The organism is Labrenzia sp. OB1 (assembly GCF_001624695.1).
Taxonomy (GTDB): Bacteria; Pseudomonadota; Alphaproteobacteria; order Rhizobiales; family Stappiaceae; genus Roseibium.
The window spans coordinates 196,645-221,546 of the sequence record NZ_JSEP01000005.1 but is presented as its reverse complement, the minus strand read 5'-3'; the positions used below and the strand labels follow the sequence as shown (position 1 = coordinate 221,546).

At 59.5% G+C, this 24,902-nt stretch carries 20 protein-coding genes; 8 read left to right on the top strand and 12 right to left on the bottom strand.

The annotated features are described in order from the left end of the window. Positions 1-4: 4 nt before the first annotated feature. The 3 genes from OA90_RS09060 to OA90_RS09050 form a co-directional block, all read right to left on the bottom strand. Positions 5-2,671 (bottom strand): TRAP transporter large permease subunit, encoded by a 2,667-nt coding sequence (locus OA90_RS09060; protein WP_068409619.1) that lies wholly within the window; start codon positions 2,669-2,671, stop codon positions 5-7. 20 nt (positions 2,672-2,691) lie between these two features. Continuing rightward, on the bottom strand, positions 2,692-3,726 hold the full coding sequence (locus tag OA90_RS09055) for a TRAP transporter small permease subunit (protein WP_068409617.1): 1,035 nt from the start codon (positions 3,724-3,726) through the stop codon (positions 2,692-2,694). Positions 3,727-3,803: 77 nt separating this feature from the next. Further along, positions 3,804-4,904 carry a TRAP transporter substrate-binding protein gene (locus OA90_RS09050; RefSeq protein WP_068409615.1) on the bottom strand — a complete coding sequence of 367 codons (1,101 nt, stop codon included), beginning with the start codon at positions 4,902-4,904 and terminating at the stop codon, positions 3,804-3,806. A gap of 188 nt (positions 4,905-5,092) precedes the next feature. On the opposite strand from OA90_RS09050, the gene OA90_RS09045 reads away from it, so the two are divergent. The 3 genes from OA90_RS09045 (at position 5,093) to OA90_RS09035 (ending at position 7,966) form a co-directional block, all read left to right on the top strand. After that, positions 5,093-6,454, top strand: a complete 1,362-nt coding sequence (locus tag OA90_RS09045) for a cache domain-containing protein (protein ID WP_068409613.1) — start codon at positions 5,093-5,095, stop codon at positions 6,452-6,454. A gap of 7 nt (positions 6,455-6,461) precedes the next feature. After that, the gene (locus OA90_RS09040) at positions 6,462-7,136 is read left to right on the top strand and encodes a response regulator transcription factor (RefSeq protein ID WP_068409611.1); all 675 of its coding nucleotides are present in this window, start codon (positions 6,462-6,464) and stop codon (positions 7,134-7,136) included. A 71-nt stretch (positions 7,137-7,207) separates the two neighbouring features. Continuing rightward, positions 7,208-7,966 (top strand): gamma-glutamyl-gamma-aminobutyrate hydrolase family protein, encoded by a 759-nt coding sequence (locus tag OA90_RS09035; RefSeq protein ID WP_068409609.1) that lies wholly within the window; start codon positions 7,208-7,210, stop codon positions 7,964-7,966. Between the two features lie 175 nt (positions 7,967-8,141). Here OA90_RS09035 and OA90_RS09030 read toward each other — a convergent pair whose 3' ends face one another. Next, on the bottom strand, positions 8,142-10,073 hold the full coding sequence (locus OA90_RS09030) for a DUF1007 family protein (RefSeq protein WP_082836943.1): 1,932 nt from the start codon (positions 10,071-10,073) through the stop codon (positions 8,142-8,144). 230 nt (positions 10,074-10,303) lie between these two features. Between OA90_RS09030 and OA90_RS09025 the strand changes: the two genes are divergently transcribed. Continuing rightward, positions 10,304-11,377, top strand: coding sequence for a Glu/Leu/Phe/Val dehydrogenase dimerization domain-containing protein (locus OA90_RS09025; RefSeq protein WP_068409608.1), 1,074 nt, complete (start codon positions 10,304-10,306; stop codon positions 11,375-11,377). Between the two features lie 268 nt (positions 11,378-11,645). Here OA90_RS09025 and OA90_RS09020 read toward each other — a convergent pair whose 3' ends face one another. The 5 genes from OA90_RS09020 to OA90_RS09000 all read right to left on the bottom strand — a co-directional run bounded on the left by OA90_RS09020 (position 11,646) and on the right by OA90_RS09000 (position 16,101). Continuing rightward, complete coding sequence (locus OA90_RS09020) at positions 11,646-12,185, bottom strand: TetR/AcrR family transcriptional regulator (protein WP_068409606.1); 540 nt, start codon at positions 12,183-12,185, stop codon at positions 11,646-11,648. Positions 12,186-12,457: 272 nt separating this feature from the next. Next, entirely contained in the window at positions 12,458-13,354 is an 897-nt protein-coding gene (locus tag OA90_RS09015; protein WP_068409604.1) for a LysR family transcriptional regulator, read from the bottom strand. Positions 13,355-13,508: 154 nt separating this feature from the next. Next, a complete protein-coding gene (locus OA90_RS09010) occupies positions 13,509-14,003 on the bottom strand; it encodes a DUF2937 family protein (protein ID WP_068409602.1) in 495 nt (164 codons plus the stop codon). A 38-nt stretch (positions 14,004-14,041) separates the two neighbouring features. Then, entirely contained in the window at positions 14,042-15,019 is a 978-nt protein-coding gene (locus tag OA90_RS09005) for a WD40 repeat domain-containing protein (protein WP_068409600.1), read from the bottom strand. Between the two features lie 11 nt (positions 15,020-15,030). Beyond that, positions 15,031-16,101 carry a GTP-binding protein gene (locus OA90_RS09000; RefSeq protein WP_068409855.1) on the bottom strand — a complete coding sequence of 357 codons (1,071 nt, stop codon included), beginning with the start codon at positions 16,099-16,101 and terminating at the stop codon, positions 15,031-15,033. Positions 16,102-16,331: 230 nt separating this feature from the next. Here OA90_RS09000 and OA90_RS08995 point away from each other — a divergent pair, with 230 nt between their 5' ends. The 4 genes from OA90_RS08995 (at position 16,332) to OA90_RS08980 (ending at position 22,158) form a co-directional block, all read left to right on the top strand. Beyond that, positions 16,332-17,510, top strand: coding sequence for a pyridoxal phosphate-dependent aminotransferase (locus tag OA90_RS08995; protein ID WP_068409598.1), 1,179 nt, complete (start codon positions 16,332-16,334; stop codon positions 17,508-17,510). A gap of 149 nt (positions 17,511-17,659) precedes the next feature. Next, positions 17,660-19,828 carry a diguanylate cyclase gene (locus OA90_RS08990; protein WP_068409595.1) on the top strand — a complete coding sequence of 723 codons (2,169 nt, stop codon included), beginning with the start codon at positions 17,660-17,662 and terminating at the stop codon, positions 19,826-19,828. A 247-nt stretch (positions 19,829-20,075) separates the two neighbouring features. Next, positions 20,076-20,489 (top strand): universal stress protein, encoded by a 414-nt coding sequence (locus OA90_RS08985; protein ID WP_068409593.1) that lies wholly within the window; start codon positions 20,076-20,078, stop codon positions 20,487-20,489. A 31-nt stretch (positions 20,490-20,520) separates the two neighbouring features. Next, the gene (locus OA90_RS08980) at positions 20,521-22,158 is read left to right on the top strand and encodes a BCCT family transporter (protein ID WP_068409590.1); all 1,638 of its coding nucleotides are present in this window, start codon (positions 20,521-20,523) and stop codon (positions 22,156-22,158) included. 77 nt (positions 22,159-22,235) lie between these two features. Here OA90_RS08980 and OA90_RS08975 read toward each other — a convergent pair whose 3' ends face one another. The 3 genes from OA90_RS08975 to OA90_RS08965 form a co-directional block, all read right to left on the bottom strand. Beyond that, positions 22,236-23,327 (bottom strand): LacI family DNA-binding transcriptional regulator, encoded by a 1,092-nt coding sequence (locus OA90_RS08975; RefSeq protein ID WP_068409588.1) that lies wholly within the window; start codon positions 23,325-23,327, stop codon positions 22,236-22,238. A 249-nt stretch (positions 23,328-23,576) separates the two neighbouring features. Further along, positions 23,577-24,047, bottom strand: coding sequence for an OmpA family protein (locus tag OA90_RS08970; protein WP_068409853.1), 471 nt, complete (start codon positions 24,045-24,047; stop codon positions 23,577-23,579). Positions 24,048-24,158: 111 nt separating this feature from the next. Further along, positions 24,159-24,803: a L,D-transpeptidase gene (locus tag OA90_RS08965; protein ID WP_068409586.1), complete on the bottom strand. Its 645-nt coding sequence runs from the start codon at positions 24,801-24,803 to the stop codon at positions 24,159-24,161. Positions 24,804-24,902 lie beyond the last annotated feature (99 nt).

Here is a 24,902-nt window from a genome sequence, read left to right as displayed (position 1 = left end):
TGTCCTAGAAGCTCAGCGAGACATCCCGATGACTGGAAAGGCAGGCGGCGACGTCGAGGGCCATGTCGGTTGGCAGGCGGTCCAGCTGACGCAGGCCGATCGTGTCGCTGATCGCCGCATCATAGGTGGACAGCTGCGGCAGGATCTCCGTTGCGGCCTTCTGACGCCATGCCAGATCGGCATCAAGCGCGGCGATCGACTTGTCGATTTCGGCAACCGCTTCTTCCGCGTTCGGCTGACGGCTGCGCATGATCTTGCGGGCCTCGCTCAACCCTTTGCGGATATCACTCGTACCTTCCGCGTCACCGACCCTGGACCGCATCTCGGAAATAGCGTCCTCGGCCGCCTCCGGATCAAGACCAGGCACTTCCGCCTTCAGCGCTTCCAGCTCGGGCCGGAAACTCGCCACCAGATCGGTATCGGCGAGGATCGCCTTCAGTTCGAGAACCGGTTCATAGGCCTGATCCACAGTCCTCCGGTACGTCAGGCGCGCCGTGTTTTCTTCTTTCTGGATCTTCGAGAATGTCGCGTAGACATCCTTCCAGTCAGAAGGAATTTGCGCCAGCAGAGCGTCATGCTCGGCCTGAAGGACCTCGATGCTTTCCCGGGCGCGGTCACCCTGCGCTTCTGTGAAGACACCGGTGCCGCCTGACCGGCTGACGATCACTTCAAGTTCTTCGATCCGCTCCTCGATCCTGAGGGCATCGCGTTCAAGCGCGCGGACCTCGACATGAACCGGCTTGTAGGCAACAGCAGCTTCCGCGACCTTTACTTCGGCATCCTTGATCGCCTGCATCAGCGGAATCGCCTGGCGGGCCTTTTCAAAGCCTTCCTCCAGATCCTCGCGCAGGTCTTCCGCCAGGTAACTGGTGTCGATGGCTTCCGCGGATTGGATCGCCGCCAGAATACCGGCACCGTTTTCCTGGAAACGCTCATGAACGAGGGATTCCATGCAATATTGCAGACGCGGATTTTTCGGTGGAGGCGCTGTTTCCGACAGGAGCGTGGACCGGTTCGGCAGATAGTTCACCAGCTGCGGATACAGTCCGACGATCCCCAGAGCAACGAGCTGCAGACAGATGAAGGCGATCACGCCCTTGTACATGTCCAGTGTCTTGACCACCGCCGGAGCGACACCGCGCAGATAGAACAGCGCGAAACCGAAGGGCGGCGTCAGGAACGAAGTCTGGATGTTCAGGCCGATCATCACGCCCAGCCATACGGCCGTGATGTTCGCTTCCGGATCCGCCAGCAGGATCGGCGCCACGATCGGCACCACCACGACGGCAATCTCGATGAAGTCGAGGAAGAAGCCGAGGACGAAGATCACCAGCATCACAATCAGGAACTGCGCCCAGAACCCACCCGGAAGACCCTGCAGGAAGTCCTTGACCAGCTCCTCGCCGCCGAAAGCCCGGAAGGCGGAAGTCAGCATGGCGGCGCCCAGCAGAATGATGAACACCAGAGACGTGGTCTTGGCGGTCTCCACCATGACACCGCGCAGGGTGTTCTGCAATTTCAGAGTGCGCCAGCCGGACCAGAAGATCGCGATCAGCAAGAGGGAAACGGCAATAATCGCCAGAACCAATGCCAGCAGATCGTCGCTGGACTGGATCAGCTTGACATTCACCGAGCCGAAGAAACTGACGACCACGGCAAGGCCGAGCAGGGCCAGGATGGCGATGATCGCCGGGGAATAAGCCCCGCGCTCACCGTCCCGCAGCCGGTATCCGGCCATCACCATGGCGCCGACGGCGCCGATGGCGCCTGCCTGGTTGACGGTGGCGATGCCAGCTACGATCGAGCCGAGCACAAGGAAGATCAGCGACAGCGGCGGCACCAGTGTAAGAACGACCTTGCCCGCGAACTGGCACGTGAAAGTGCCCTCTTCATGGACGGCCGGCGCCGACTTCGGATTGAGCAGCGCGAAGCCGAGAATGAACAGCATGTAGAGCCCGACCAGCACCAGCCCGGGCAGGAACGCCCCGAGGAACATTTCCCCGGCGCTCGTCGAAACAACGGAAAAGTCGGACGGCATGGAGAGTTCGCCGGTACTCGACTTGTAAAGCGTCTGGCGCAGCGAGCCGGCCTGATCGACGGCGCTGGCAAGCTGGTCGGCCAGGATGATGAGCACGATGGACGGAGGGATGATCTGGCCGAGCGTACCTGACGCGGCGATTGTGCCCGTTGCCAGAGGCACTGAATATTTGTTGCGCAGCATGGCCGGCAGGGAGATCAGGCCCATGGCCACCACAGTCGCGCCGACGATGCCGGTGGTCGCGGCCAGCAAAGCGCCGACGAACACCACCGAAATGCCAAGACCGCCCGGAACCGGTCCGAACAGCCTCGCCATGGTCACCAGCAGGTCCTCGGCGATCTTGGACCGCTGCAGCATGATCCCCATGAAGACGAAGAGCGGGATGGCTATCAGCGTATCCCGCTCGGCCTCCCAGTAGATGCCGCGGAAATTTGTCACCCCCGCGCTCAGCCACTGACCCGGGCCGCCATGTGAGAAATAGGCACCGGTATCACCCGCGAAAAGGTAACCCGTTCCGGCCGCCACGCCGATGGTGATAATGGCGGACCCTGGCAGGGCGAAGGCAACCGGAAAACCGGAACCGAGCGCGAACGCCATCAGGAGAACTAGGAGAAGAAGGAATAAAAGTTCCATATCGAGCGGTCTCGTCGGCGCTATTGAACAGAATGGCTGTCGTGATCCCGGCCGCCCGGTTCACCGCGAATATCGGCAACCGCATCCATGAAATAAGCCACGAACTGGATCATCATGGATACGGCGAACACGCCGAGGAAGCCCGCCATCAGATATTTCACGAACAGGCCGAAGCCCGCCTGTGTCGTTTCATAGGTCAGGATAGGACTGTTGATGATGTTCTGCTTGCCACCCATGCCGATAACTAGAATGACGGTGCACAGGCTCATCCCGAGGACCACGGATCCGATGGCGTTCACGTAGCCCTTGGTCCTGGTGGACAGGCCCGCGTAGAAGACATCCACCCTGACGTGACCTTCCTCCAGCAGCGTATAGGCGCTGGCGAACAGGAACAGCGCCGCGTACCAGAAGCGGACCAGATCCGCCAGGAACGCCTGCTCGTAGGAAAACACGAAGCGCCCGATCACGATAAAGAGTTCGGCGACAACCACCAGAAGCGCCAGCCAGGTGAAGCCGAGCGTGCGGGTGAAGGCGGCAATGACAACGGACAGGGCGATAAGCGGCATGTGAAGATAGGGACCGCGGAACTGGGCGCGGCCGAGATCGTCCGCAAGCTCCTTGCCGACAACGCCGGACAGCAGATCCTCGATGCGCAGGAACGAGATCACGCTGTCGGTGAGACCGACAATGAGCACGGCGAAGAACGCCGCCCGGATGAGAAAGGCGTTGATGTCGCTGATCCTGCGGCTGTCCTCGCGCAGGGTCCAACCGCTTTTCAGGACATAGGCGACAGCGCCGAGCACCAGCGCGCCATAGAGCGCAAGCTGCAGCCAGGACCACAGGATCGGTAGCGAGCCGTTGGCCGCCCCGCCGTAGATCGGTGCGATACCGGGCAGATCCTGCCAGTAGGTCAGATAGTTGTTGAGCAAAAACGCCGTCATGATGGCCAATACGATCCAGCCGAACAGGCGATAGATGCGGGCGCTTTCCGGCGAAGGCTCTTCACCGGATTTCACAACAGGCGAGCCGTCTTGAACCATGTCCAAGGCCGTCATCGTGGCTAAGCCTTTTTATCTTTGTCCATATAAAAGAGGGACGGGATTGCTCCCGTCCCTTTTGTACGCAGTTCCGCTTATTCCGGAATACCGAGGAAACGGTTGCGCTTGTTGCTGTACGCCACATCGGAAATCGCCATCCAGCTGCCGATTTCCTGACGCGCGTTGATCACGCTTTCGAAGATCTTCTTGGAAAGCGGGGAATGATCCATCGCTTCCTCGAGAACTTCCTGCGCAGCTTCACCGAAGCTGTCGTAGATCTCGTCGGAGAACTCGCGCAACTCAACGCCATGCTCATTGATGAGACGCTGGAGATAGACACCGTTGTTGGCGTTGGTTTCCGCCATGGTGTTGGCGTTCTCTTCAGCGGAAGCGGCCTTGATGATCTCCTGATCGACCTTGTCGAGGCCGTCCCAGAAGTTCTTGTTGATGCCGATTGCCAGCTGCGCGCCCGGCTCATGCATGCCCGGGTAGTAGTAGTACTTCGCAGCTTCGTAGAACTTCATGAAGTAGTCGTTGAACGGACCAACCCACTCGGTTGCGTCGATCGCGCCGGAAACCAGGTTTTCGTAGATCTGGCCGCCCGGCAGGGACACCGGAGACGCGCCCAGTTTCGCCATGACGTCGCCGCCCTGGCCCGGAATGCGCATCTTCAGACCCTTCAGGTCGTCCGCGGTCTCGATTTCCTTGTTGAACCAGCCGCCCATCTGGACGCCCGTGTTGCCCATGGCAAGGTTCTTCAGACCGAATTCACCGGCCAGCTCGTCCCACAGTTCCTGACCGCCGCCGAATTTGATCCAGGCATCCATTTCCGTGTAGGTCAAACCGAATGGAACGGCCGTGAAAGCGGCCCAGCCAGGGTGCTTGCCCTTCCAGTAATAGTCAGCGCCGATGTAGGCCTGAGCATTACCGGATGCGACTTCGTCGAAGGAGTCGAACGCGCCGACACGCTCGCCAGCGGCGAAATACTGCACATTGAGGCGGCCTTCGGTCAGCTCGGCGATACGCGCTGCCAGGCGCTGTGCCGGAACACCGAGACCCGGAAAGTCACGCGGCCAGGTGGACACGATCACCATTTCCTTGGTGCCCTGGGCGATTGCCGGAGCAGCCAGTACGGAGCCGGCAGCTACACCGCCAGCGCCAAGGCCAGCCTTTTTGATAAATGAACGACGATCCATTAGTTTCCTCCCTAAACGGACCCGATATCGGACCGGCGCACACACTTGCACCGATCTCGCAGTATGTCTAGTTGACCGGATGGTCAGTATGCTATTCGTGGTTCTGCGCAGTTCTTCAGTAATACTACCGAACGCGCGCAATAGAAATACGGCACGTTGGAAACCCGCGCAACGAAAGGGCGATTTCAGTGACGTTCAAGACCAAATTGCTGCTCATCACGATCCTGCCCCTGATCGCGGTGTCCTTTCTGATCGGTGGCACGACCTATTATCAGTCGCGCGAACTGATCAACGCCCAGACCCAGGCGGTGGAGCAGCGCATCCTGTCTGCCAAGAGACAGGAGATCCGCAACTATGTCAGCCTGGCCCTGACCTCTATAGAACAGATCTACCGCGACGAACCGGGAGGACGCAAGGCAGCCCAGGCGCGGGTCAAGGATATCCTGCAGCACCTCACCTTCGATTATGACGGCTATTTCTTCGTCTACACGCTCGACGGAACCAACATCGTCCATCCCAAGCTGCCTCACCTGGTCGGCGGCAACTGGTGGGACCTTCAGGACGACAATGGCGATCACGTGATCCGCAACCTGATCCAGGCCGCGCAGGCCGGTGGCGGGTTCCATCAGTATGTCTGGCACAAACCCTCCACGGGAACAGTTGAGGAAAAACTCGGCTACGCCATCCTGCTCGACAAATGGGGCTGGATGCTGGGGACCGGCCTTTATACCGACGACATCGCCCGCGAGGTCGCCGCGATCCGTGCCGACATTGCCCACAGCATCCGGCAGACGCTGCTCGTGACCTTCATGATCACGCTCGCGGCGATCGTGATTGCCGGTCTGCTGATCGCCGGCGTACGCTTTTCAGAGCAGCGCTTCGCCGACAGCAGGCTGAAAGAACTGACCAACCGGATCTTTCAGGTTCAGGAACAGGAACGCAAACGCGTATCGACCGAACTTCACGACAGCATTTCCCAGTTGCTCGTTTCTGTGCGCTACGGCGTCGAAATGATCCACAGCGAGGCCGGGAGCACCCCGGAACTGCAGGCACAGGCGTCCAAATGCCTGAAGACCCTCGACGGCACCATTGCCGAGGTCCGCCGCATCTCCCGCGACCTGCGGCCGAGTGTGCTGGACGACATGGGGCTTTCGGCTGCGCTTGGTAGTCTCGGCAAGGAATTCCAGAACCAGTCCGGCATCGTCGTCAACGTGACAGCCGACCAGTGTCAGACCCGCCTGTCCGAGGGGGCGAAAACCGCGCTCTACCGGGTCGTCCAGGAATGCCTGACCAACGTTGCCCGCCATGCGAAGGCGTCCGAAGTCACCATCAGCCTGAAAGTCGGCCTGCACAGCCTCGTCCTGTCCGTGGAAGACGACGGCATCGGCCTGCCGCGCCCGCTGCCCAGGACAGGTGGCCTCGGGTTCCGTAACATGCGTGAACGGATCGAGACCTTCGGCGGCCGCCTGACACTGAAACGCAGGTCCTCAGGAGGCACCCGGATATGGGTGCAGATGCCACTCGACAAACAGCTCGCAAAGGCGGCATGATCTGAAGATGACAGCTCATTCACCTTCGCCTGCATCTCGGCAGACCGGCAAACCCGTAAGGGTTCTGCTCGCCGATGACCACGAGCTTGTCCGCGACGGCATTCGCGCCCGGTTGCAGAAGGTGCCGGACCTGGAAGTGGTCGGAGAGGCAACCAACGGCCTCGAGGCGGTGAACCTTGCCGAGGCTCTGCGCCCTGACGTTCTCCTCATGGATGTCTCCATGCCCGTGATGAACGGGCTGGAGGCAGCAAGGCAGGTGCGCAAGATCCTGCCCGACACAGCGGTCCTGATCCTGTCGGTCTATGACAATCCTGAATATGTGCGCGGAGTGGTGCAGGCCGGTGCCCGTGGCTACATCCTGAAGGACATCTCCTCCGCCGAGATGATCACCGCCATCACCAGCGTTGCAACCGGCGGCTATTACTTCTCCGCCGCTGTCGGACCGACACTTGTCGGCGCGACCACATCGGCCCCGGTGGAAGATCCCTATGGCCTGACGGAACGCGAACGCCAGGTGCTGACCGCCATCGCCGGCGGCCAGCCGAACAAGGAAGTCGCCAAGCAGCTCGGCATCAGTGTCCGCACCGTCGAATCCCACCGTCTGAATCTCAGGGAAAAAGTCGGCAACAAGAATGCGGCACAGCTTTACAAGGTTGCGCAGGATCTGGGATTGCTGGATTAGATTCTGTGACCTAGAAGTCTTCCGCCGAACACCTTGCCAACAGTCTTGATCAGCGTACGACAGGCCTCAACATGACCAAACCGCTCGTTCTGGTAACCGCAGATGTGAAAGCCCTTGAAGGCTACAACTGGCACGCTGCGGTGTCGACCTATCTTCAGGCCGTTCTGGAAGGCTCCGATGCCATTCCGATGATCCTGCCGTCGCTTGGGCCGGACCTCGATCTGGACGCCGCGCTGGATCAGGTCGACGGCGTTCTGGCAACCGGCTCGCGCTCGAATGTCAATCCTCAGCTCTACGGCCAGGAAGCGACGGAGGAAAATGGCCCGTATGACCCGGATCGCGATGCCACGACAATGCCGCTCCTCAAACGCGCTGTTGAACGCGGCGTTCCTGTGTTTGCCATCTGCCGCGGCATGCAGGAGTTGAACGTCGCCCTGGGCGGTACGCTCCTGACGGAAATCCAGGCGATCGAGGGGCGCAAGGACCACCGTGCCCCGGTTTCCGAACATCAGGAAGAACGTTTCCGCATTGCCCACCCGGTTGAAGTCACTGCGGGCGGAGGCCTGGAAAAGGTGCTCGGCGCGGAACCTTTCGAGGTCAACTCCCTCCACCGGCAGGCGCTCGGCGACCTCGGCAACGGCCTGACCGTCGAAGCCCTCGCGGAAGACGGCACCATCGAAGCGGTCTCGCTTACGGACAGCCCCGGCTATGTGCTCGCCACCCAGTGGCATCCGGAATATTGGGTTGCGACGGACGGACCGTCGAAAAAACTGTTCGCGGCATTCGGCGACGCCGTACGCAGTTACCGGGAAAAACGCCTCGGTCTTTGAAGACGGATTGAAGCGCTGTTTGTTGTCAAACAGGTCCTGATTTTTGCCGGGTGGCATGATGCCGCCCTTTCCCTCCGCGCTGTCCCGGACCTGATCCGGGACCAATAACGCAAAATGAGGTAGGTCCGGGACAGCGCGGTGTGGTGGGTACAGCAGGCACTCAAGAAGCCGGCACCTACCCCCAGCCGACCGTCGCGATCAGCAGAGTCACGCCGAGCAGGAACACGATCGCCGCCCCAAGGATTTCTATGGTCCTGTGGATCCGGCCGGACATCGGACTGCCTTCGCCGAAAAGCCTCACTGCCAGATCCTTCGCGCCGACTGCCAACCCGGCAAGAAGGGAGACCGTGATGCCGGTGCCGACGGCCATCGCCAGGGTGGAGGCGATACCTGCTGCGATCATGCCTTGAGACAGGGCGAAAACCAGTACGATCAGCGCGCCGGTACAGGGCCGCAGACCGACAGCCAGAATAATGGAAGCCGCCCGCGCCAGTGTGATACGCCCGCTGAGCATCTCCGGGGTCGGCGCATGGGCATGGCCGCAAGTGGCGCAGACCCCATCCAGCCCCACCGCGTGATGGTGATCGCCATGATCATGCCCGTGCCCGTGCCCGTGCCCGTGATGATGGTGACCGTGCTGATGGTGATGATCATGCCCATGGACCTCGGCCCCCGCAAAGGCAAGCTGACCGCTTGCCAGCCGGGATGCGGCGGCATTGAGCGCTGGCCGGACGGCCTTTTGCCAGAGCAGCCATCCGCCGAGCGCCGTGATCATCAAATAGGAACCGATCTCGAACCAGCGGGCGGTATCCTGAATGGCGAGGCTTGTAAGATTGAACACCACGGCCAGGCCGCCGACGAGAACGATGGCCGTCACCGCCTGGGCGAAGGCGGAGGCGAAGGACAGGACAACGCCCTTGCGCAAGGTCTCGTTGTTGGCGACCACATAGGAAGTGATGATCGCCTTACCATGTCCGGGCCCCGCCGCGTGGAAAATACCATAGGCGAAGGACAGCCCCATGAGCAGCCACACGGCGTTCGGATTGTTGCGGAACGATCTGAGGCTTGCCACCAGCGCCTGATAGAATTCCTTCTGCTTTACAGCGATCGTCCCGAAGATCGTGTTCAGAAAGCCTGTTTGAACGATGCTCTGCGCGGCGGGATCGATCACGGCTACGGTTGTCTCGGCCGAGTTGACGACAGCCTCTGCGCGCGATGGCGCGCCACCGGCTGGAGACGCCGAGGCGTTATCAGCTACTGTCGCGCCACTTCCAGCCACCTCGGCAGAGACTTCCCGGGCTTCGCCGGATACCGAGGCGGTGGCGCAGTTTACGATCATCTGATTGACCTGTGTCGCGGCGGCCGATTGCAGCTCCGGCGGCAGATCCCGCTGGTCGGCGCCGATCTGCGCCAGGGCGTAGGCTGTGGCGTCATCCAGAGGCGGCGGCTCCTTGCGTGTTACCTGGCATGTGCCGGGCGCATTGACCGTGCCGACGGCACTGTCCTCGCTGCCGAAACGGAAATCGACGTAATATGTAGGATCATAGACATCAAGCGTGATCGGATTGGCCGCATCGCTCGGCTCCGTGAACGGCAGCGTGAAATGCAGTTCCAGAAGATCGACGCTTTGCGGCATCGAACCGCCATTCATGCGCACGTCTTCAGCCATCGCCTCGAAATCTTCCGGCTTCATCGCCCAGTAATCCCGTAGCGGCACTGCCTCCACTTCCAGCCAATAATCTGAGGGAGCGGCAAAATCGAACTCGATCCGGGTGTTGTCGCCGAATGTGAAATAGCCGAAGTCAGCCATGCTATCCACATTGACCTGCGCCAGCTCGCTCAGTTCCTCGCGCGAATAGACGCCATCACCGTTCGTGTCGAAGCCCTGGATCGCGAATGCCGAAAAGGCGTCGTCAAACCGGAAAATGTGGTTGACCGCGACCGCATGGCCCTGATCGTCGAAAACCAGCCGGGACCTGGCTTCCACGAACACATGCGGATGCGCCGAGACGCTGGTCAGCAGAACCGGAAGAAAACTGACCCCGAGAAGAATCCGGCGAACCGCCGAACCAACAGCTCTGAGGAAGGAGGCTGGACAAAATTGCACCGGAATCACCTGTTTGATCAGACGTCACGCCACAAGACCTAGACCACAGAAGACGGCAGGAAAATGGCGCGTGTGTGCGGCGCAATATCTGTTTGGAACAAATTTTGGCCTTTTATCGACAAAGCGGAATGTTTGATCCTCTTTATTTCAATTGATGAGGACAAAAAAGACATTATTCCCTCGAACAAGCCTAAAATATTTGCATTCTCAACCAGCCGGACAATCCAGCCATGAACGCCTTGCATTCCACGATCCGTCATAGCACCGTTTTCGACCATCCTGAAATGGACAACCATGAAAACGTCGTGTTCGTCAGGGACAGGGACACCGGCCTGAGCGCGATCATAGCGGTCCACGATACCACACTGGGCCCCGCGCTCGGCGGCTGCCGCGTCTGGCCTTACGGCAACCCGTACGATGCCCTGACCGACGCCCTGCGCCTGTCCCGCGGCATGACTTACAAGAATGCGCTCGCAGGCCTTGATCTGGGTGGTGGCAAGGCGGTCATCATTGCCGACCCGCGCAAGGACAAGACTGCCGGAATGATGGAAGCGTTCGGCCGCCACGTGGATCGGCTGTCGGGAACCTACATCACCGCAGAGGACGTCGGCGTCTCGCCGCAGGACATGGAAGCCGTCGCGCGGCAAACGAACCACGTGCGCGGCACAAGCGCCACCGGACTTGGCGACCCTTCGCCCTACACCGCACTCGGCGTTTTCGAGGGGATCCGGGCCGCTGTGCGCCACGTGTTCGGAAGCGACAGCCTCGAAGGAAGAACAGCATCCGTGCAGGGTCTCGGCCATGTCGGTTTCGATGTTGCGCGCATGCTGCATGAGGCAGGCGCCAGACTTATTGTTTCCGACATCCATGCACCCGCCGTTCTTCGTACGGTTGAGGCATTCGGGGCAGCGACTGCCGATCCGGCACAAGCCCATATGGTCGAGGCCGACCTCTTCGTTCCCTGCGCCCTGGGTGCGGGCCTGAACGCCGGAACCGTTCCGCAAATCCGGGCACGGATCGTCGCCGGGGCAGCCAACAACCAGCTTCAGACCCCGGGGGATGGCGTGGCTCTGAAACAACGCGGCATTCTTTACGCACCGGACTATGCGATCAACGCAGGTGGCGTCATTTCCATCGCACTGGCGACACCGGGCAGCAATGACGCGCTTGTGCGCGAAAAGACCGTCGCGATCGGCGACACGCTTGCAGCCATTTTCGAGCGGGCCGCGCAGCAGGAAACGACACCTGAATCCATCGCGGACGCCATGGCCGAGGAAAGACTGGCGCAGTCCGGAAAGGACTGATGTCGGCATTTGGAAAAAAAGCGGCTCATGCTGCCGTCAGGCTGCTGATAAAGTCCATCTGTTCCGGTCATCATCCCGGCCACGCGAAGTGCGCGCCAGGACCTGGGAGGCACAAACTTTGACGAAGCCGCTTTCTCAATAAGGCAGACTTCGGCTCACCGGTCCCGGGTCTCCGCTACGCTCCGTCCGGGAGGACGGACGACAGGTTTGTCATCGGTGAGACGTCAGAGTTTGCTGCCTTGCAGCCAGAATGGCGGCCGTGGGAGACTTATGAGAGCCTTTTGTCGATGTCCGTCTTGAACATCTGGCGCACCAGCTGTTTGGCATCCTCGACGGCAACTTCTCCCATTTCCGCATAGCAGGAAGTGACGCCCTCATGCAGCATATAGAGGGTCGTCGCGAATTTCTCCTGCCCGCTGAGCTCTCCGAAAAACTTCAGCAGCTCTCCCTTGTGGCGCGTGACCGTCGCCTTGATGCTCGAACTGTCCGGGTTAGCCGCCAGAGCCTGACGGAAAAAACACTCCTTGCCGTCGGTTATGCGCATCCAGCCGCCAAGCTTGTCAAACAGCTGCTCCGCCGCCCCCAATCCCGGCGTGGCGACGCCTTCGCGCACATAACTGAGGTAACGGCGGTGACGATGCTCCAGCGCGCCCAGGATCATGGCCTCTCGGGAAGGAAAATACCGGTAAAGGGTGCGCATACTGACACCGGCGCCGGCACGCAGCTCCGGAACGCTAGGCTCCGCAAACCCTCTGCTCCAGAACACCTGTTCCAGACGGGAGGCAATTTGTTCCTCAGATTCCTTCATGAAACAAGTCTCTAACGCGAGCTTGAAATTTGCAAGTTGCTTTCAAGTTATTTTTCAACTGAAATAAAAACACCCAAGATCGGCAAAATCCCCCATTCAATCACGTAAACAACATCTTACCCGCAAGTCATAACCTGTTTTTCTCGCCTGAAACATCACTCTCATACGAATTGATTTGTGCGGGAGCATATCGTGAGAAAAACGGATACTCCAGGCATCTTTCGATCGCATTGAATTAATTGATCAGCCGTACCCTGGCCGCCGTCCCGGCCTCAGTGGGACCGCCCGGGGCCATACCACGCCACGAGAAAATCGACCAAGGCCCGCACTTTGCCGCTCAGGTGCCGCCGGTGCGGGTAAACGGCGTAGATGCCGCGCATGGGCTCTTCGAATTCATCGAGAAGGGACACCAGGTTCCCCTTCCGTATGTCTTCATTGACGAAGAACAGCGGCGTTCTGAGAAAACCGAGCCCGCACAGCGCCGCCTCCCGCGCTGCCGCCGCACTGTTAACCTCCAGAGGCCCCTTGACGGCCACAGACAACCGCTCGCCCTTGTCGAAAAAGATCCAGTTCTGCTTGAACCGGTGATTGGTGTCGATGATGCACGGGCGGGTGAGAAGATCTGCCGGAACCTTCGGCGCCCCGAATTTCTCGATCGCCTCGGGCGAGGCGCACAGGACGGCGCGGAAGGGAGCGATCTTGCGGGCGATCAGGCTGGAATCTTCCATTTGGGTGACGCGTACGGCCAGATCGAAGCCCTCTTCGACCAGGTCGACGAAACGATCCTCCAGCCTGAGATCCAGCGTGATGTCCGGATACTGCAGCAGGAACTGCATCATCGCCTTGTTGAGCATCTCGTCGCCCATGGATCGGGGCGCCGACACCCGCAGCCGTCCCCTGACCTCCTTGTGCGACGACTGAACGGAGGCCTGCAGATCATCGATCCGCTGCAGGATATCGGCCGCTTCCTTGTAATAGGCTCCGCCGACCTCGGTCAGCGAGACCTGCCGCGTGGTCCGGTTCAGCAGCCGAACGCCCAATTCATCCTCAAGTTCGCCGACATATTTGGAGACCAGGGCCTTGGAGCGTCCCATTTCCCGGGCGGCGGCGGAAAACCCGTTCGAATCGACTACTTGAATGAAGCACCGCATTCGGGTGATCGCATCCATCCGGTTTCCTTCCCGCTGGGCCGTGCACGAGGCACCTTTCAAAGTAACTGCTTAGCGTATTTTTCGCGCGTCGGTCAAAAGGGTTGTCCGGGCGATGCCGGGTCTGTCCGGGCGCCGGAAAACGGGCAATTGTCACGCCGCAAATTTTCTGGCGTCAAACACTCCTGCGGCGACGCCCGAGCCGGGCGAACCCGGTCAGTAGACGCATGATCAGAAAGCCCGCGAACGCTCCGACCCCGGCGCTGGTAAAGCCGGCAATCGTGACCGGCACAGCGGGTTCATAATCTTCCGCCGTCGCCTTTGCCAATTGCGGATCGAATCCACGCGCGAAGACCACCATTCGCTGTACAGGCCCCGCAGTCAGCAGCTCTTCCTGCTGCAGCTTCAAGCGGCTCAAGCGGATTTCCGCCTCGACCATGCTTTCGCCCCGCGACCTGATGAAAGGATCGCCGGAGGCCTTCTGGCGGGCGATGGCTTCAACCGGGGTCAGCCCGTGTTCCGCGGCATCCCTGCGGAAATCCGCCAGGATCTCTTCAAGCGCATCAATCGCACCGCCAAGCCGCTGGCGGTACTGTTGAGAGAATTCCGGCAATTGAGATGTTGCCGTGCCGCTGAGCAGCATGACCATCAACATCACGATCCGTGCCATCGTCACTCCTGTTTGCGAACCGCTTCGCCCGGCTGAAGTCAGTCCTCCAGACTGATGATCCCGGCTTCGCCGGTTTCCGTTCCGAAGGCCAGCCGGGTGCCGTCCGTGTCCCAGTCCAGCGTGGAGACCGGTCCCTTCCCCGGTCGCCGCAGCAGCACTTCAGCGCTGTCCTCGAACCGGCACATGAGCACCATGCCGTCCTGATAACCGACCGCGGCGACCTCCTCCTTGGGATGGCAGGCGACGGCACTGACAAGATTGTCACCTCGCGTGCCGAGTTGGAGGGGCGCCTGCCCCATCGGGCCCGTCTTCCCGAAGAACGGCCACAGGATTGCGGCATTGGCACCGGAGGTCGCCAGATACCGGCCCTTGACCGACCAGCTGAAAGATTTGACCTTGGCCGGATAGCCGGTCATGCGCATGTCCTGACCGTCCGTCAGCCGCCAGCCGTGCAGGGCATTTTCCTGCATGGCCGTGACAAGATATTTTCCGTCCGGCGAATAGCTCGTGCCGAGATGGGCCCCTTTCCAGCTCAGCTCTACCGGTGCGCCGACCGTACCGGCCCACCACAGCGTTGCCCCGTCATAGCGGGAAACCGCGAGGCGCAAGCCTTTCGGCGCGAATGCGAGCCCTCCGACCGCCCTCTCGTGCGCGAACTCCTTTTCGCTGCCGTCGGCAAGGCGCACCCAGGCCGTCCGCCCACTGGCGAAGGCGACCGCACCGGACGGGCCGGATGCGATCAGGTCGATCCATTTGCGTGGCCGTTCCGCCAGCAATTCCGAAGACCCATCCGTTCCGTTCAGGTAGATGCAACCATCGTCGCCGGAGGTGATCAACGCCTTGCCATCCCTGGCGGGCACCGCCGCCAGCAGGCCGGCCTTATGCGGCTGAAGCGTACGTTCTCCCGATCCTGACAGGGTAATCCCGCCTTCTCCGGAGGCAAAATAAGCGCAAGTCTTCAGGAAACCGGCGCGGACGACAAAGCCGTCAACATCCACAGGTGCAACTGTCGGCAAAACTTGGATCCCTATTCCGCCACGCAGGCCTGAAAACTGTCTTTCAGCACATCCCAGTTGAGATCGCGGCCGATGAACACCAACCGGCTTTCCCGCGGTTCGTCCGCCTTCCAGTCACGCTGGTGATCCCCCTCGACAATCATGTGCACCCCCTGGATGACATAACGCTGCGGATCGTCCTTGAACGCCAGAATGCCTTTGAGGCGCAGAATGTTCGCCCCCTGCACCTGGGTCACCTGGTTGATCCAGGGGAAGAACATGTCCGGATTGATATCCCCTGCCCTCAGGGAGATACTTTTGACCGAATGCGTGCCGCCCTCGTGGTGATGGTGGTGCCCGTGGTCATGGTCGTGATGCCCGTGTTCGTGATCGTGATGATCGTGATCGCAGTCCGGACCGCACGCGTCTGCATGAACGCCATGTTCCAGGAAATGCGGATCGAGAGAAAGAATGCGGTCGAGATCGAAAGCGCCGCGGTCGAGCACCTTGGCGATATCGACCTCGCAGCGTTCGCTTCGGTGGAGAACCGCGTAAGGGTTGATGGAACGGACCCGCGCCTCCACGTTTGCCAGTTCTTCGGGCGAAACCAGATCCGTCTTGTTGATCAGGATGACATCGGCGAAGGCGACCTGGTCTTCCGCCTCTTCCGTGTCTTCGAGACGCTGAAGGACATGCCTGGCATCGACAACCGCGACGACCGCATCCAGCCGCGCGGAAGCCCGAACGTCATCATCCATGAAAAATGTCTGCGCAACAGGCGCCGGATCGGCGACGCCCGTCGTCTCGACAATGATCGCGTCGAAAGCCCCCTTGCGCTTCATCAGGTTCTGCACGGTGCGGATCAGGTCCCCGCGAACCGTGCAGCAGATGCAGCCATTGTTCATTTCGAAGATTTCTTCGTCGGATTCGACAAGAAGATCGTTGTCGATCCCCACTTCGCCGAATTCATTGACGATCACCGCATAGCGCTGACCGTGATTTTCGGTAAGGATTCGGTTGAGAAGAGTGGTTTTTCCGGCTCCGAGATACCCCGTCAGAACGGTAACGGGGATCTGTGTCCGGGCGTCCTGGGTCACAGACATCATGCATTTTCCTGACAAGAGGATTTCCAATTCGCCCGCTGAGGGCGGGCTGCTTTGCCGGGAATATAAGCACATCGAAGGCGCAATGGGAGAGCCGGTCTGCATTTTCCCGCGCGAGCTGACAAACGCCCGCCCTGCAGCGAACCGTTTGCGCTCATTCCTGCCTTTCCAGACCCGGCTCTGGCGAATACCCTTTGAGCATAGAAACAGATACAACGGGGGAGGTTCCGATGCTCCACACGATCGCCGGATTTGACCGGATAGGCGAGGAAAACGCCTTTGCGGTTCTTGCCAGAGCCAACGAGCTTGCCGGACAGGGCCGCGAAATCATCAATCTCGGTATCGGCCAACCCGACTTCAGGACACCCGAGCATATCGTCGAGGCTGCCATAAAGGCGCTGCGGGACGGGCAGCACGGCTATACGGCGGCAACCGGCATCGTTCCCTTGCGCGAAGCCGTGTCGGCGGACTTGCTCCGGCGCCACGGCACGGAAACGGATCCTGGCAACGTCGTGATCGTGCCCGGTGGCAAGGTCACCATGTTCATGGCCATTTTGATGTTCGGCGAGCCGGGAGCAGACATTCTTTATCCCGACCCGGGATTTCCCATTTACCGGTCCATGATCGAATTCACCGGCGCCCGTCCGATACCGGTGCCGATCCGCGAGGAAAACGAATTCGCCTTTTCCGCCGACGAAACACTTTCTCTCATCACCGAAAACACCCGCCTGCTCATCCTCAACTCCCCCGCCAACCCGACGGGTGGCGTCACACCCCGCAGCGAGATAGAAAAGCTGACCGCGGGCCTCGAACGCCATCCGGATGTTGCCGTCCTCTCCGACGAGATCTATTCGCAAATGACCTATGACGGCATGGAGCATGTTTCCCTGCTGGAATTCGAAGGCCTGCGCGACCGCCTGATCCTGCTGGACGGCTGGTCGAAAACCTACGCGATGACCGGCTGGCGCATGGGGTTTTCCCTGTGGCCGGATGCCTTGATAGACAACGCCCGGAAACTGGCGGTCAACGCCTGGTCCTGCGTCAACGCGCCGGCGCAATATGCCGGGCTGGCAGCGCTGACGGGACCGCAGGACGCCGCACGATCCATGGTTGCGGAATTCGACGCCCGCCGCCGCGTGGTCGTCGACGGGCTGAACGCAATCGAGGGCGTTTCCTGCCGGACACCGCTCGGTGCTTTTTATGCCTATCCGAACATCAAGAACACTGGTTGGCCTGCCAAGAAGTTGGCCTCCGCCTTACTGGAGGAGGCCGGTGTCGCGGTGATCGGCGGACCGGATTTCGGTGTACTCGGAGAAGGTTACATCCGGCTGTCATATGCCAATTCGACACAGAACATCAAAGCTGCACTTAAGAAAATCGACGCGTTCCTGCAGGAGAATCAAAGATAAATAAATATAAGCATTAATAACAATGAGAAGATCAATCTTCAGAAAGGTAAATAAACTCAACCTAATGAACAGCTTTACATATTCTCTTTGTTAAAGTTTTTGTCCTTAATAATGTAGAACCGATTGAAACTGAATTCGGCAGGACGGAGATGGCTGAAAGCATCACACTGGATCTGGAACAATCGTTCGGCGAACTGAACGAAAGCGTTCTGGTGACCAATCCGGACCGGATTATCGTGTATGCCAACACAGCCACGGAACGTTTGCTGCGTGCGAAGCCCGGGGAACTTGCCGGCACCAAGACCAAGCAGTTTTTCGCCAACCCCGCGGAATTCGAGGAACTCGGCGAACTCTATAGTTCTCCCGAGGCCCAGCAACTCCGGCAAAAGGCCCATGCCTTCGAAGTGATCCGCTGTGACGGCACGACGACTTCCGTGGAAGTCATCCACGCACCGATATTCAATTCGGCGAACACTCTGTCCGGTTATCTGATCGTTGTGCGCGACATAAGTGAGCGCAAGACGCTGGAAAAGAAGCTCGGCGACATCGCCTTGACGCTCGAGGATGCGCTTGATGCAATTTCGGAAGGCTTCGCCATCTATGACGGCGACGACCGTCTCATCATTTGCAACGAGAACTATCGGGATATCTACGGCCATTCCACAGCGGCAATCGTTCCAGGAAGCCGGTTCGAGGACATCGTGCGTTTCGGCCTGGCGCGCAACCAATACAACACCGACGGCCTGAGCGACGATGAATGGGTGGCGCAACGCCTGGAGAAACACCGTGAAGCGAACGGCTCCGTCATCGAACAGAACCTGGCGGACGGGCGCTGGCTGAGAATTTCGGAAACCCGTACCCGAAGCGGGGGCATTGCCGGAATTCGCGCCGACATCACCGAACTCAAGGAAGCAAGGGCCCGCGCGGAAAGCGCCTACAAAAACCTGTCTCTCATGGCTGACAACGTTTCAGCAGGCATCACCGAGATCGATCCCAACGGACTATGCGTCTTCATCAACAAGACCGGTTGTGAATGGTTCGACGGTTCGCCCGACGAACTGATCGGAACGTCCTTGCAAGATCGGCTGCCCTGGAGGGAACGCGAGGCGTTGCGACCGATCATCAAAAAAGCGCACCGGGGGCAGAAGGTTGCCGCGGAAATCAGCCTGCAGTTTCCTGACGGGGTCCGGCGCGAATGTCAGCTGGATTGCAATCCGCGCTTTAACGACCTGGGCGGTGTCGATGCGCTTGTTGTCCTGATAAACGATATCACCGATCGCAAGAAAACCGAAAAGACCCTGGCCGAACTCTATGCCATCACATCGACCCGCGAACTCGGCCACGAGGAAAAAATCGCGGAGATCCTGAGGCTCGGCTGTCAACACTTCGAGCTGCCATTCGGCATTATCAGCAACATTACCGAAGACCTTTACACACTCGCTTACGCCCATAGTCCTGCGGGCGAGCTTGTTTCCGGCGCAACCTTCTCGCTTGGCGATACATATTGTGCGCTGACCCTCAAGGCCAACGGACCGCTCGCGACGGCAAATGCCTCGAAGTCGGCATTCTCCGAGCACCCCTGTTACGATATGTTTTCCCTGGAAACCTATATCGGCGCGCCGTTGCTCGTCGATGGTGTCCCATATGGAACCATCAACTTTTCGGCTCCCGCCGCCCGCAAACGCGACTTCACCGCAGCTGACATTCAGATCGTCCGTCAGTTCGCGGACTGGATAGGTCACGAGATCGCCCGCCAGCGCGACCACCAGGCATTGATGACCGCCAAGACCAATCTGGAGCGGGTCGCGAGTATCGACGACCTGACACAGATCCTCAATCGGCGCGCGTTTCTGGAACGCGCCAACACGGAAATTCAGCGCTTCCGCAGATCAAAGCAGCCCTTCACCGCCGTGATGCTGGACATCGACAATTTCAAGCAGATCAACGACCGCTTCGGACACGCCGCCGGAGACACGGTGCTGAGACAGTTTTCCAAATCCATCAGCAATGCGCTGCGGGCTGTCGACGTGTTCGGCCGGGTCGGTGGTGAGGAATTTGGCCTCCTTCTGCACGAAACGCAGGAGAAAGAGGCCTTGCTGGTCTGTGAAAGACTGCGCCGGATAATCCTGACAGACTGCCAGATGGAAAACGTCGACCAGACGATCACCTGCAGCATGGGTCTCGCCGTCACCGCCCGTGAAGACATCGAATTCTCCACGCTGATGCAGAAGGCGGACACTGCGCTTTACCAAGCCAAGAGCTCCGGTCGCAACAAGTGTGTCGTTTTCGTTCCCGAACCGGCTTCGACATCGGATTGATTGCCCGCGAGCTCCCTCCCCACACAGTTTGAATCCGCCATCATCCGCCCTTTCCCGTCGCTCAGGGAGGTGTGTTTGTCGTTCTTTGACGTTCCATGTGGCATATGCCACTCTAGGATAAGTGGTCAGGGACGGTCGGGAACCAAGATAAAAGTAGAACGTTTTTAAAAAAAACTGCACCTCCACCAACCCGGATGAAGGGCAAGATTCCCATCTATTCTTGCCCTGGAAAAACGAGGAGGGACGTTTGTTTAAAAAACTACTCATTCCAATCGATTTGAGCCATGCGGATAAACTGGAAAAGTCAATTTCCGTAGCCGCTTACCTTGCGAAAAGGGACAGCATACCGGTCGTCTTCGCCGCGGTCACTTCCGCGGCGCCCGGAGCCCTTGCGCACACTCCGGAAGAGTTCCGGAAGAAGCTCGAATCCTATTCCGCCGGACAGGCTGAAAAGCACGGGATAACGGCTTCCGGTCACGCCATATTTTCTCATGACCCCACAGCGGATATGGAACACGCCCTGCTGACGGCAATACATGAGAACGGTGCCGATCTGGTGGTGATGCAAACGCATATTCCCAACCTTTCAGATCATGTCTGGCCCTCCAACGGTGGCCGCATCGCGACACATTCGGACGTCTCCGTATTCCTCGTCAGGTAAACGGAACTCTCGAACAACAAGGAACGCGCTCATGAGCGACAACGATTCCAGCCCGGGCATCCCCGACCCCGAGGGAGCCGCCGGCATCATCGACACGGACTACGAGATTGGCCAGGACAATATCGAAACCAGCGTCGGTCCATTCAATCTTGATGTCCACAATCCGGTTTTTCTCGTTTCAGGCCTTTCGATCGTGGCGTTTGTCTTTCTGACACTCGCCTTCCAGACAGAAGTCGGACCGCTGTTCGACTCGCTGCGCAAGTGGCTGACATCCAGTCTCGACTGGTTCTTCATCATTTCCGGAAACGTATTTGTTCTGGTGTGTCTGGCGCTCATCGTGACACCGCTCGGAAAGGTCCGTATCGGCGGCAAGGACGCGGACCCCGATTATACCTATTTCGGTTGGTTCGCGATGCTCTTCGCTGCCGGAATGGGCATCGGCCTGATGTTTTTCGGGGTGCTTGAGCCGGTCTATCACATGGCGTTCTCCGAACCTCTCGGCGTGGCTTCGCCTTTCGACGCGGATGGAAACCTCATCCCGGAAAATGTGGCCGCCGCGAAGGCCATGGGCATGGCAGCGACCATCTTCCACTGGGGACTTCATCCCTGGGCGATCTACGCGGTCGTCGCGCTGGCACTGGCCCTGTTTTCTTTCAACAAGGGACTGCCCCTCACCATGCGCTCGGTGTTCTACCCGATCTTCGGGGAACGCACATGGGGCTGGCCGGGTCATATTATCGATATACTGGCTGTCTTCGCGACGCTGTTCGGCCTTGCGACCTCGCTCGGCTTCGGCGCCCAGCAGGCCAATGCCGGTCTGGAATTCGTGTTCGGCATTCCGGTCAGCATCACGGCCCAGGTGATCTTGATCATCGGCATCACCGCGGTTGCTCTGGTCTCCGTTTTGCGCGGCCTCGACGGCGGCGTCAAAATCCTTTCCGAGATCAATATGCTGATCGCGGCCCTGTTGCTGGTTTTCGTGATCATCGCCGGCCCGACCGGAACGCTCGTGTCCAGCTTCTTCTCCAACCTCGGCGCCTATGCCCGTGAAGTTATCCCTCTCTCAATGCCATTCGGCCGAGAGGATGATGGTTTCCGTCAGGGCTGGACTTCGTTCTACTGGGCCTGGTGGATCTCCTGGTCACCTTTCGTCGGCATGTTCATCGCCCGTGTCAGCCGCGGCCGGACAGTGCGTGAATTCGTCACCTGCGTCCTGATCATTCCGACCATAGTCTCCGTTCTCTGGATGACAGCTTTCGGCGGTACGGCGATCGAGCAGGTTCTGACGGACAGCAGCAGCCAGGTGCGCGAATATGTCATTGCCAGCTACAGTCCCGAACTGTCGCTGTTCGGCATGCTTGCGGACCTGCCGATGGCATCGGTCACTTCGTTCATCGCCATTATCCTCGTGATCGTCTTTTTCGTGACGTCATCGGACTCAGGCTCGCTGGTCATCGATACGATCACCGCGGGCGGCAAGGTCGATGCGCCGATGTCCCAGCGCGTCTTCTGGTGCACATTCGAAGGGCTGGTGGCGATTGCCCTGCTCATCGGCGGCGGGCTCGGTGCCCTGCAGGCGATGGCGGTTTCGACCGGTTTCCCGTTCACCATTGTGCTCCTGCTGGCCTGTTACGCCATCTTCAAGGGCCTCTGGGACGAGCCCCGTTAAGATCGGGACCAGCGGCAAACAAAAAAACGGGCGGCACAGCCGCCCGTTTTATTTGAGACTGACTTTCGCTTGTGACTCTATTCGGCCAGCCTAGGGGCGAGGCGCACACCCGGGGGCGGCGAGCTTTCGCGGATCTTCAGTTCCGGTTCGATGACAATCGGCTTGTTCGGAACCCGCTCCCCTGCAATCTGCCGCAACAGGGTCAGGGCAGCCAGGCGCCCGATCTTGTCCGGCTGATTGCGGATCGTCGTCAGCGCCGGAGTGCGGGCATCTGCGCCGTCAATATCATCGTATCCCGTTATCGCCATGTCCGGCCCCGGCTCTACGCCCGCCCTGCGAAAGGTCGTCATCATGCCAAACGCCACCAGATCGTTGAAGGCGACAATCGCCGTCGGACGGACCTTCGCCTTAAGGATTTCGGGAATTGCGCCACGGCCGTCAGCCTGGGTCATCAGTTCGGGCAGATCGATCTGCTTGTCGGGATCGATGCCGGCCTCGCTCAATGCTTTCCGCCATCCGGCGTTTCGAAGCCGTCCGGTGGAGCTCTCCCGCCGTCCGCCGACCATGGCAATAGACTTGTGACCCTGATCGATCAGGTGTTTGGTAACCAGTGACGTACCGCCGAGATCGTCTCCGCGCACACATGGTGCCCACACGCCAGGCACTTCTCGCGCAACGAGCGTCACCGGAATGCCCTGATCCACGAGACGGTTGATCTCCTCCGCCGACGTGCCGACCGACGGGCACAGGATCAGACCGTCCGCGCGGTGTTGCAGAAGGGTGTTCACGAAAGCCCGCTGGCGAACAACATCGTCGCGGTGGTTGCAGATGAATATCATCTGCCCCTGCTCTTCAAGCGCATCCTCAAGCGCGGAAAACACCTCGGCAAAATAGGGATTGAGAATGTCGTGAACAGCCACGCCGACAATCTGGCTGCGCGCGGTGCGCAAGGATGCCGCCGACCGGTTATAGATATAGCCGATCTCTTCCGCGGTCTGCTTGACCTTGACGCGCGTTTCCTCGGCGACAAGAGGACTGTCGCGCAAGGCAAGGGAAACCGTGGCAGTGGAAATTCCGAGATGGTCGGCGATATGCCCGAGCGTAAGCCGCTTACCGGGTTTTTGCGGCAAACCCGGTGCGGGAGACTTTGATCCGTTGTCTTCAGACATTCACTGTTTTCTCAATGGCCGCAGAACATCTGCAAAGACCGTTATAGCTCCCGCGCGAAGAGGTAAACGCATATTTTAGTCTAGGGTGCGGGCTCAAACCAATTCATTTTCACCGATGAGTCCACACCCCGGGCCGCTATGATATCGATACACTGCCAGTCCGCTGAATGACGAGAAAGATGAACGGTCAGGTCCGGATCGAACCCCTATCCCGTTTTGAATAACCTTCCCCAGAGACATGACCCTGCGTCACCGCGGCGCGGAATCGTCGAATTCTTCTCTCAGATTGACGACGACTCGCCGGTTTTGCGACTCGCAGGCCACGGCATCGCAGTCGGTGACCGGACGCTCCACACCATATCCCTTGACCCACATCCGCTTGGGGCTGACGCCAAGCTTGACGAGTTCGGCCATGACGGCATTCGCCCTTTTCGTCGACAGGGTTTTCTGGGCGGCCTCGCTTCCCGAGTCATCGGCATGACCCTGGATCTTGACCAGCCACTTCTTGTTTTGCTTCAGCCAGCTCGCCTGTTTCGTGATCGTGATCCGGGCTTCATCGGTGACGACCGCCGATCCACCCGGGAAGTAGATCCGGCGCCCGACATTGATGATGAACTCTTCCTCGGATCCGGGAGACATATCAGCAAACCCGGCCGCCGGAGCATTGGTTACATCCGGCGAAACAAGCCCGCCGGCACTGTTGCAGGCAGCCAGTCCCATCACGCAAAGAAGGGCAGCGAGTACGCCCCGGCCGAAATGGCCAATCCGATTTCCCAAGAAAGCCCCCAATCCTGTCACTCAGTCAGTCACATCTTTTTCAAAGCTCCGGTCTCAACCGGCGCTGGCCCCGAGATGCTCCAGCACCAGAACCGCTGTCCCCTTGGGGCAACGCTGATACAGGTCGATAACATCTTCCGGGAACATCCTTACGCAACCGCTGGACACGTCATGGCCGATGCTCCAGGGCTCAAGCGTGCCGTGCAGCCGGTAACCGAGGTCCGATCCGTCGCGGTAAAGATAGAGTGCCCGCGGACCCAACGGATTGTTCGCCGCCCCGCCTTCGACCATACGCGGCAGATCCGGCTGGCGTTTCAGCATCTCCGGAGGCGGAACCCAGCGCGGCCAAAGTGCCTTCCTGTCGATGCGCGCACGGCCGTACCACTTGAAGCCTTCGCGGCCGACACCGACGCCGTAGCGCAGAGCGGTGTTGTTCTCCCAGATCCAGTAAAGGAAATGATTGGAAGTATCCACGACGACCGTGCCCGGCGGTTCGGGGCTGAAATATTTGACCATCTGACGCCGCCAGACGGGATCGATACGATTGAAATTGGTGCGCCGGAATTGAAAACCGGCGTCTTCCTCATAGCCGTTGAAATAGGCATTCGCGGCGGCATTGGCCTGCGCGACCTGCGGCATGAGAAGACTGCCGGCGGTGGCTGCGGCACCTCCCAGCAACATACGGCGGTTGAGTTCCATCCCATTCCTCCTGAAAACAGGCTGGTTACAAAATCTTATCAGCGTTTCAACGCGATGGGCCAATAAGACTGGAAGTCAACGAGCCCGTCAACCTTTGGA

Bases quoted from the DNA above. Each gene is read 5' to 3' on its own strand.
- OA90_RS09015 (WP_068409604.1), bottom strand. From the start codon at position 13,354: ATGGATGCGATCACCCGAATGCGGTGCTTCATTCAAGTAGTCGATTCG.
- OA90_RS08980 (WP_068409590.1), top strand. From the start codon at position 20,521: ATGAGCGACAACGATTCCAGCCCGGGCATCCCCGACCCCGAGGGAGCC.
- OA90_RS09040 (WP_068409611.1), top strand. From the start codon at position 6,462: ATGACAGCTCATTCACCTTCGCCTGCATCTCGGCAGACCGGCAAACCC.
- OA90_RS09025 (WP_068409608.1), top strand. From the start codon at position 10,304: ATGAACGCCTTGCATTCCACGATCCGTCATAGCACCGTTTTCGACCAT.
- OA90_RS09020 (WP_068409606.1), bottom strand. From the start codon at position 12,185: ATGAAGGAATCTGAGGAACAAATTGCCTCCCGTCTGGAACAGGTGTTC.
- OA90_RS09035 (WP_068409609.1), top strand. From the start codon at position 7,208: ATGACCAAACCGCTCGTTCTGGTAACCGCAGATGTGAAAGCCCTTGAA.
- OA90_RS08965 (WP_068409586.1), bottom strand. From the start codon at position 24,803: ATGGAACTCAACCGCCGTATGTTGCTGGGAGGTGCCGCAGCCACCGCC.
- OA90_RS08975 (WP_068409588.1), bottom strand. From the start codon at position 23,327: ATGTCTGAAGACAACGGATCAAAGTCTCCCGCACCGGGTTTGCCGCAA.
- OA90_RS09055 (WP_068409617.1), bottom strand. From the start codon at position 3,726: ATGACGGCCTTGGACATGGTTCAAGACGGCTCGCCTGTTGTGAAATCC.
- OA90_RS08995 (WP_068409598.1), top strand. From the start codon at position 16,332: ATGCTCCACACGATCGCCGGATTTGACCGGATAGGCGAGGAAAACGCC.
- OA90_RS08970 (WP_068409853.1), bottom strand. From the start codon at position 24,047: ATGGGACTGGCTGCCTGCAACAGTGCCGGCGGGCTTGTTTCGCCGGAT.
- OA90_RS09000 (WP_068409855.1), bottom strand. From the start codon at position 16,101: ATGTCTGTGACCCAGGACGCCCGGACACAGATCCCCGTTACCGTTCTG.
- OA90_RS09010 (WP_068409602.1), bottom strand. From the start codon at position 14,003: ATGGCACGGATCGTGATGTTGATGGTCATGCTGCTCAGCGGCACGGCA.
- OA90_RS09050 (WP_068409615.1), bottom strand. From the start codon at position 4,904: ATGGATCGTCGTTCATTTATCAAAAAGGCTGGCCTTGGCGCTGGCGGT.
- OA90_RS08990 (WP_068409595.1), top strand. From the start codon at position 17,660: ATGGCTGAAAGCATCACACTGGATCTGGAACAATCGTTCGGCGAACTG.
- OA90_RS09060 (WP_068409619.1), bottom strand. From the start codon at position 2,671: ATGGAACTTTTATTCCTTCTTCTCCTAGTTCTCCTGATGGCGTTCGCG.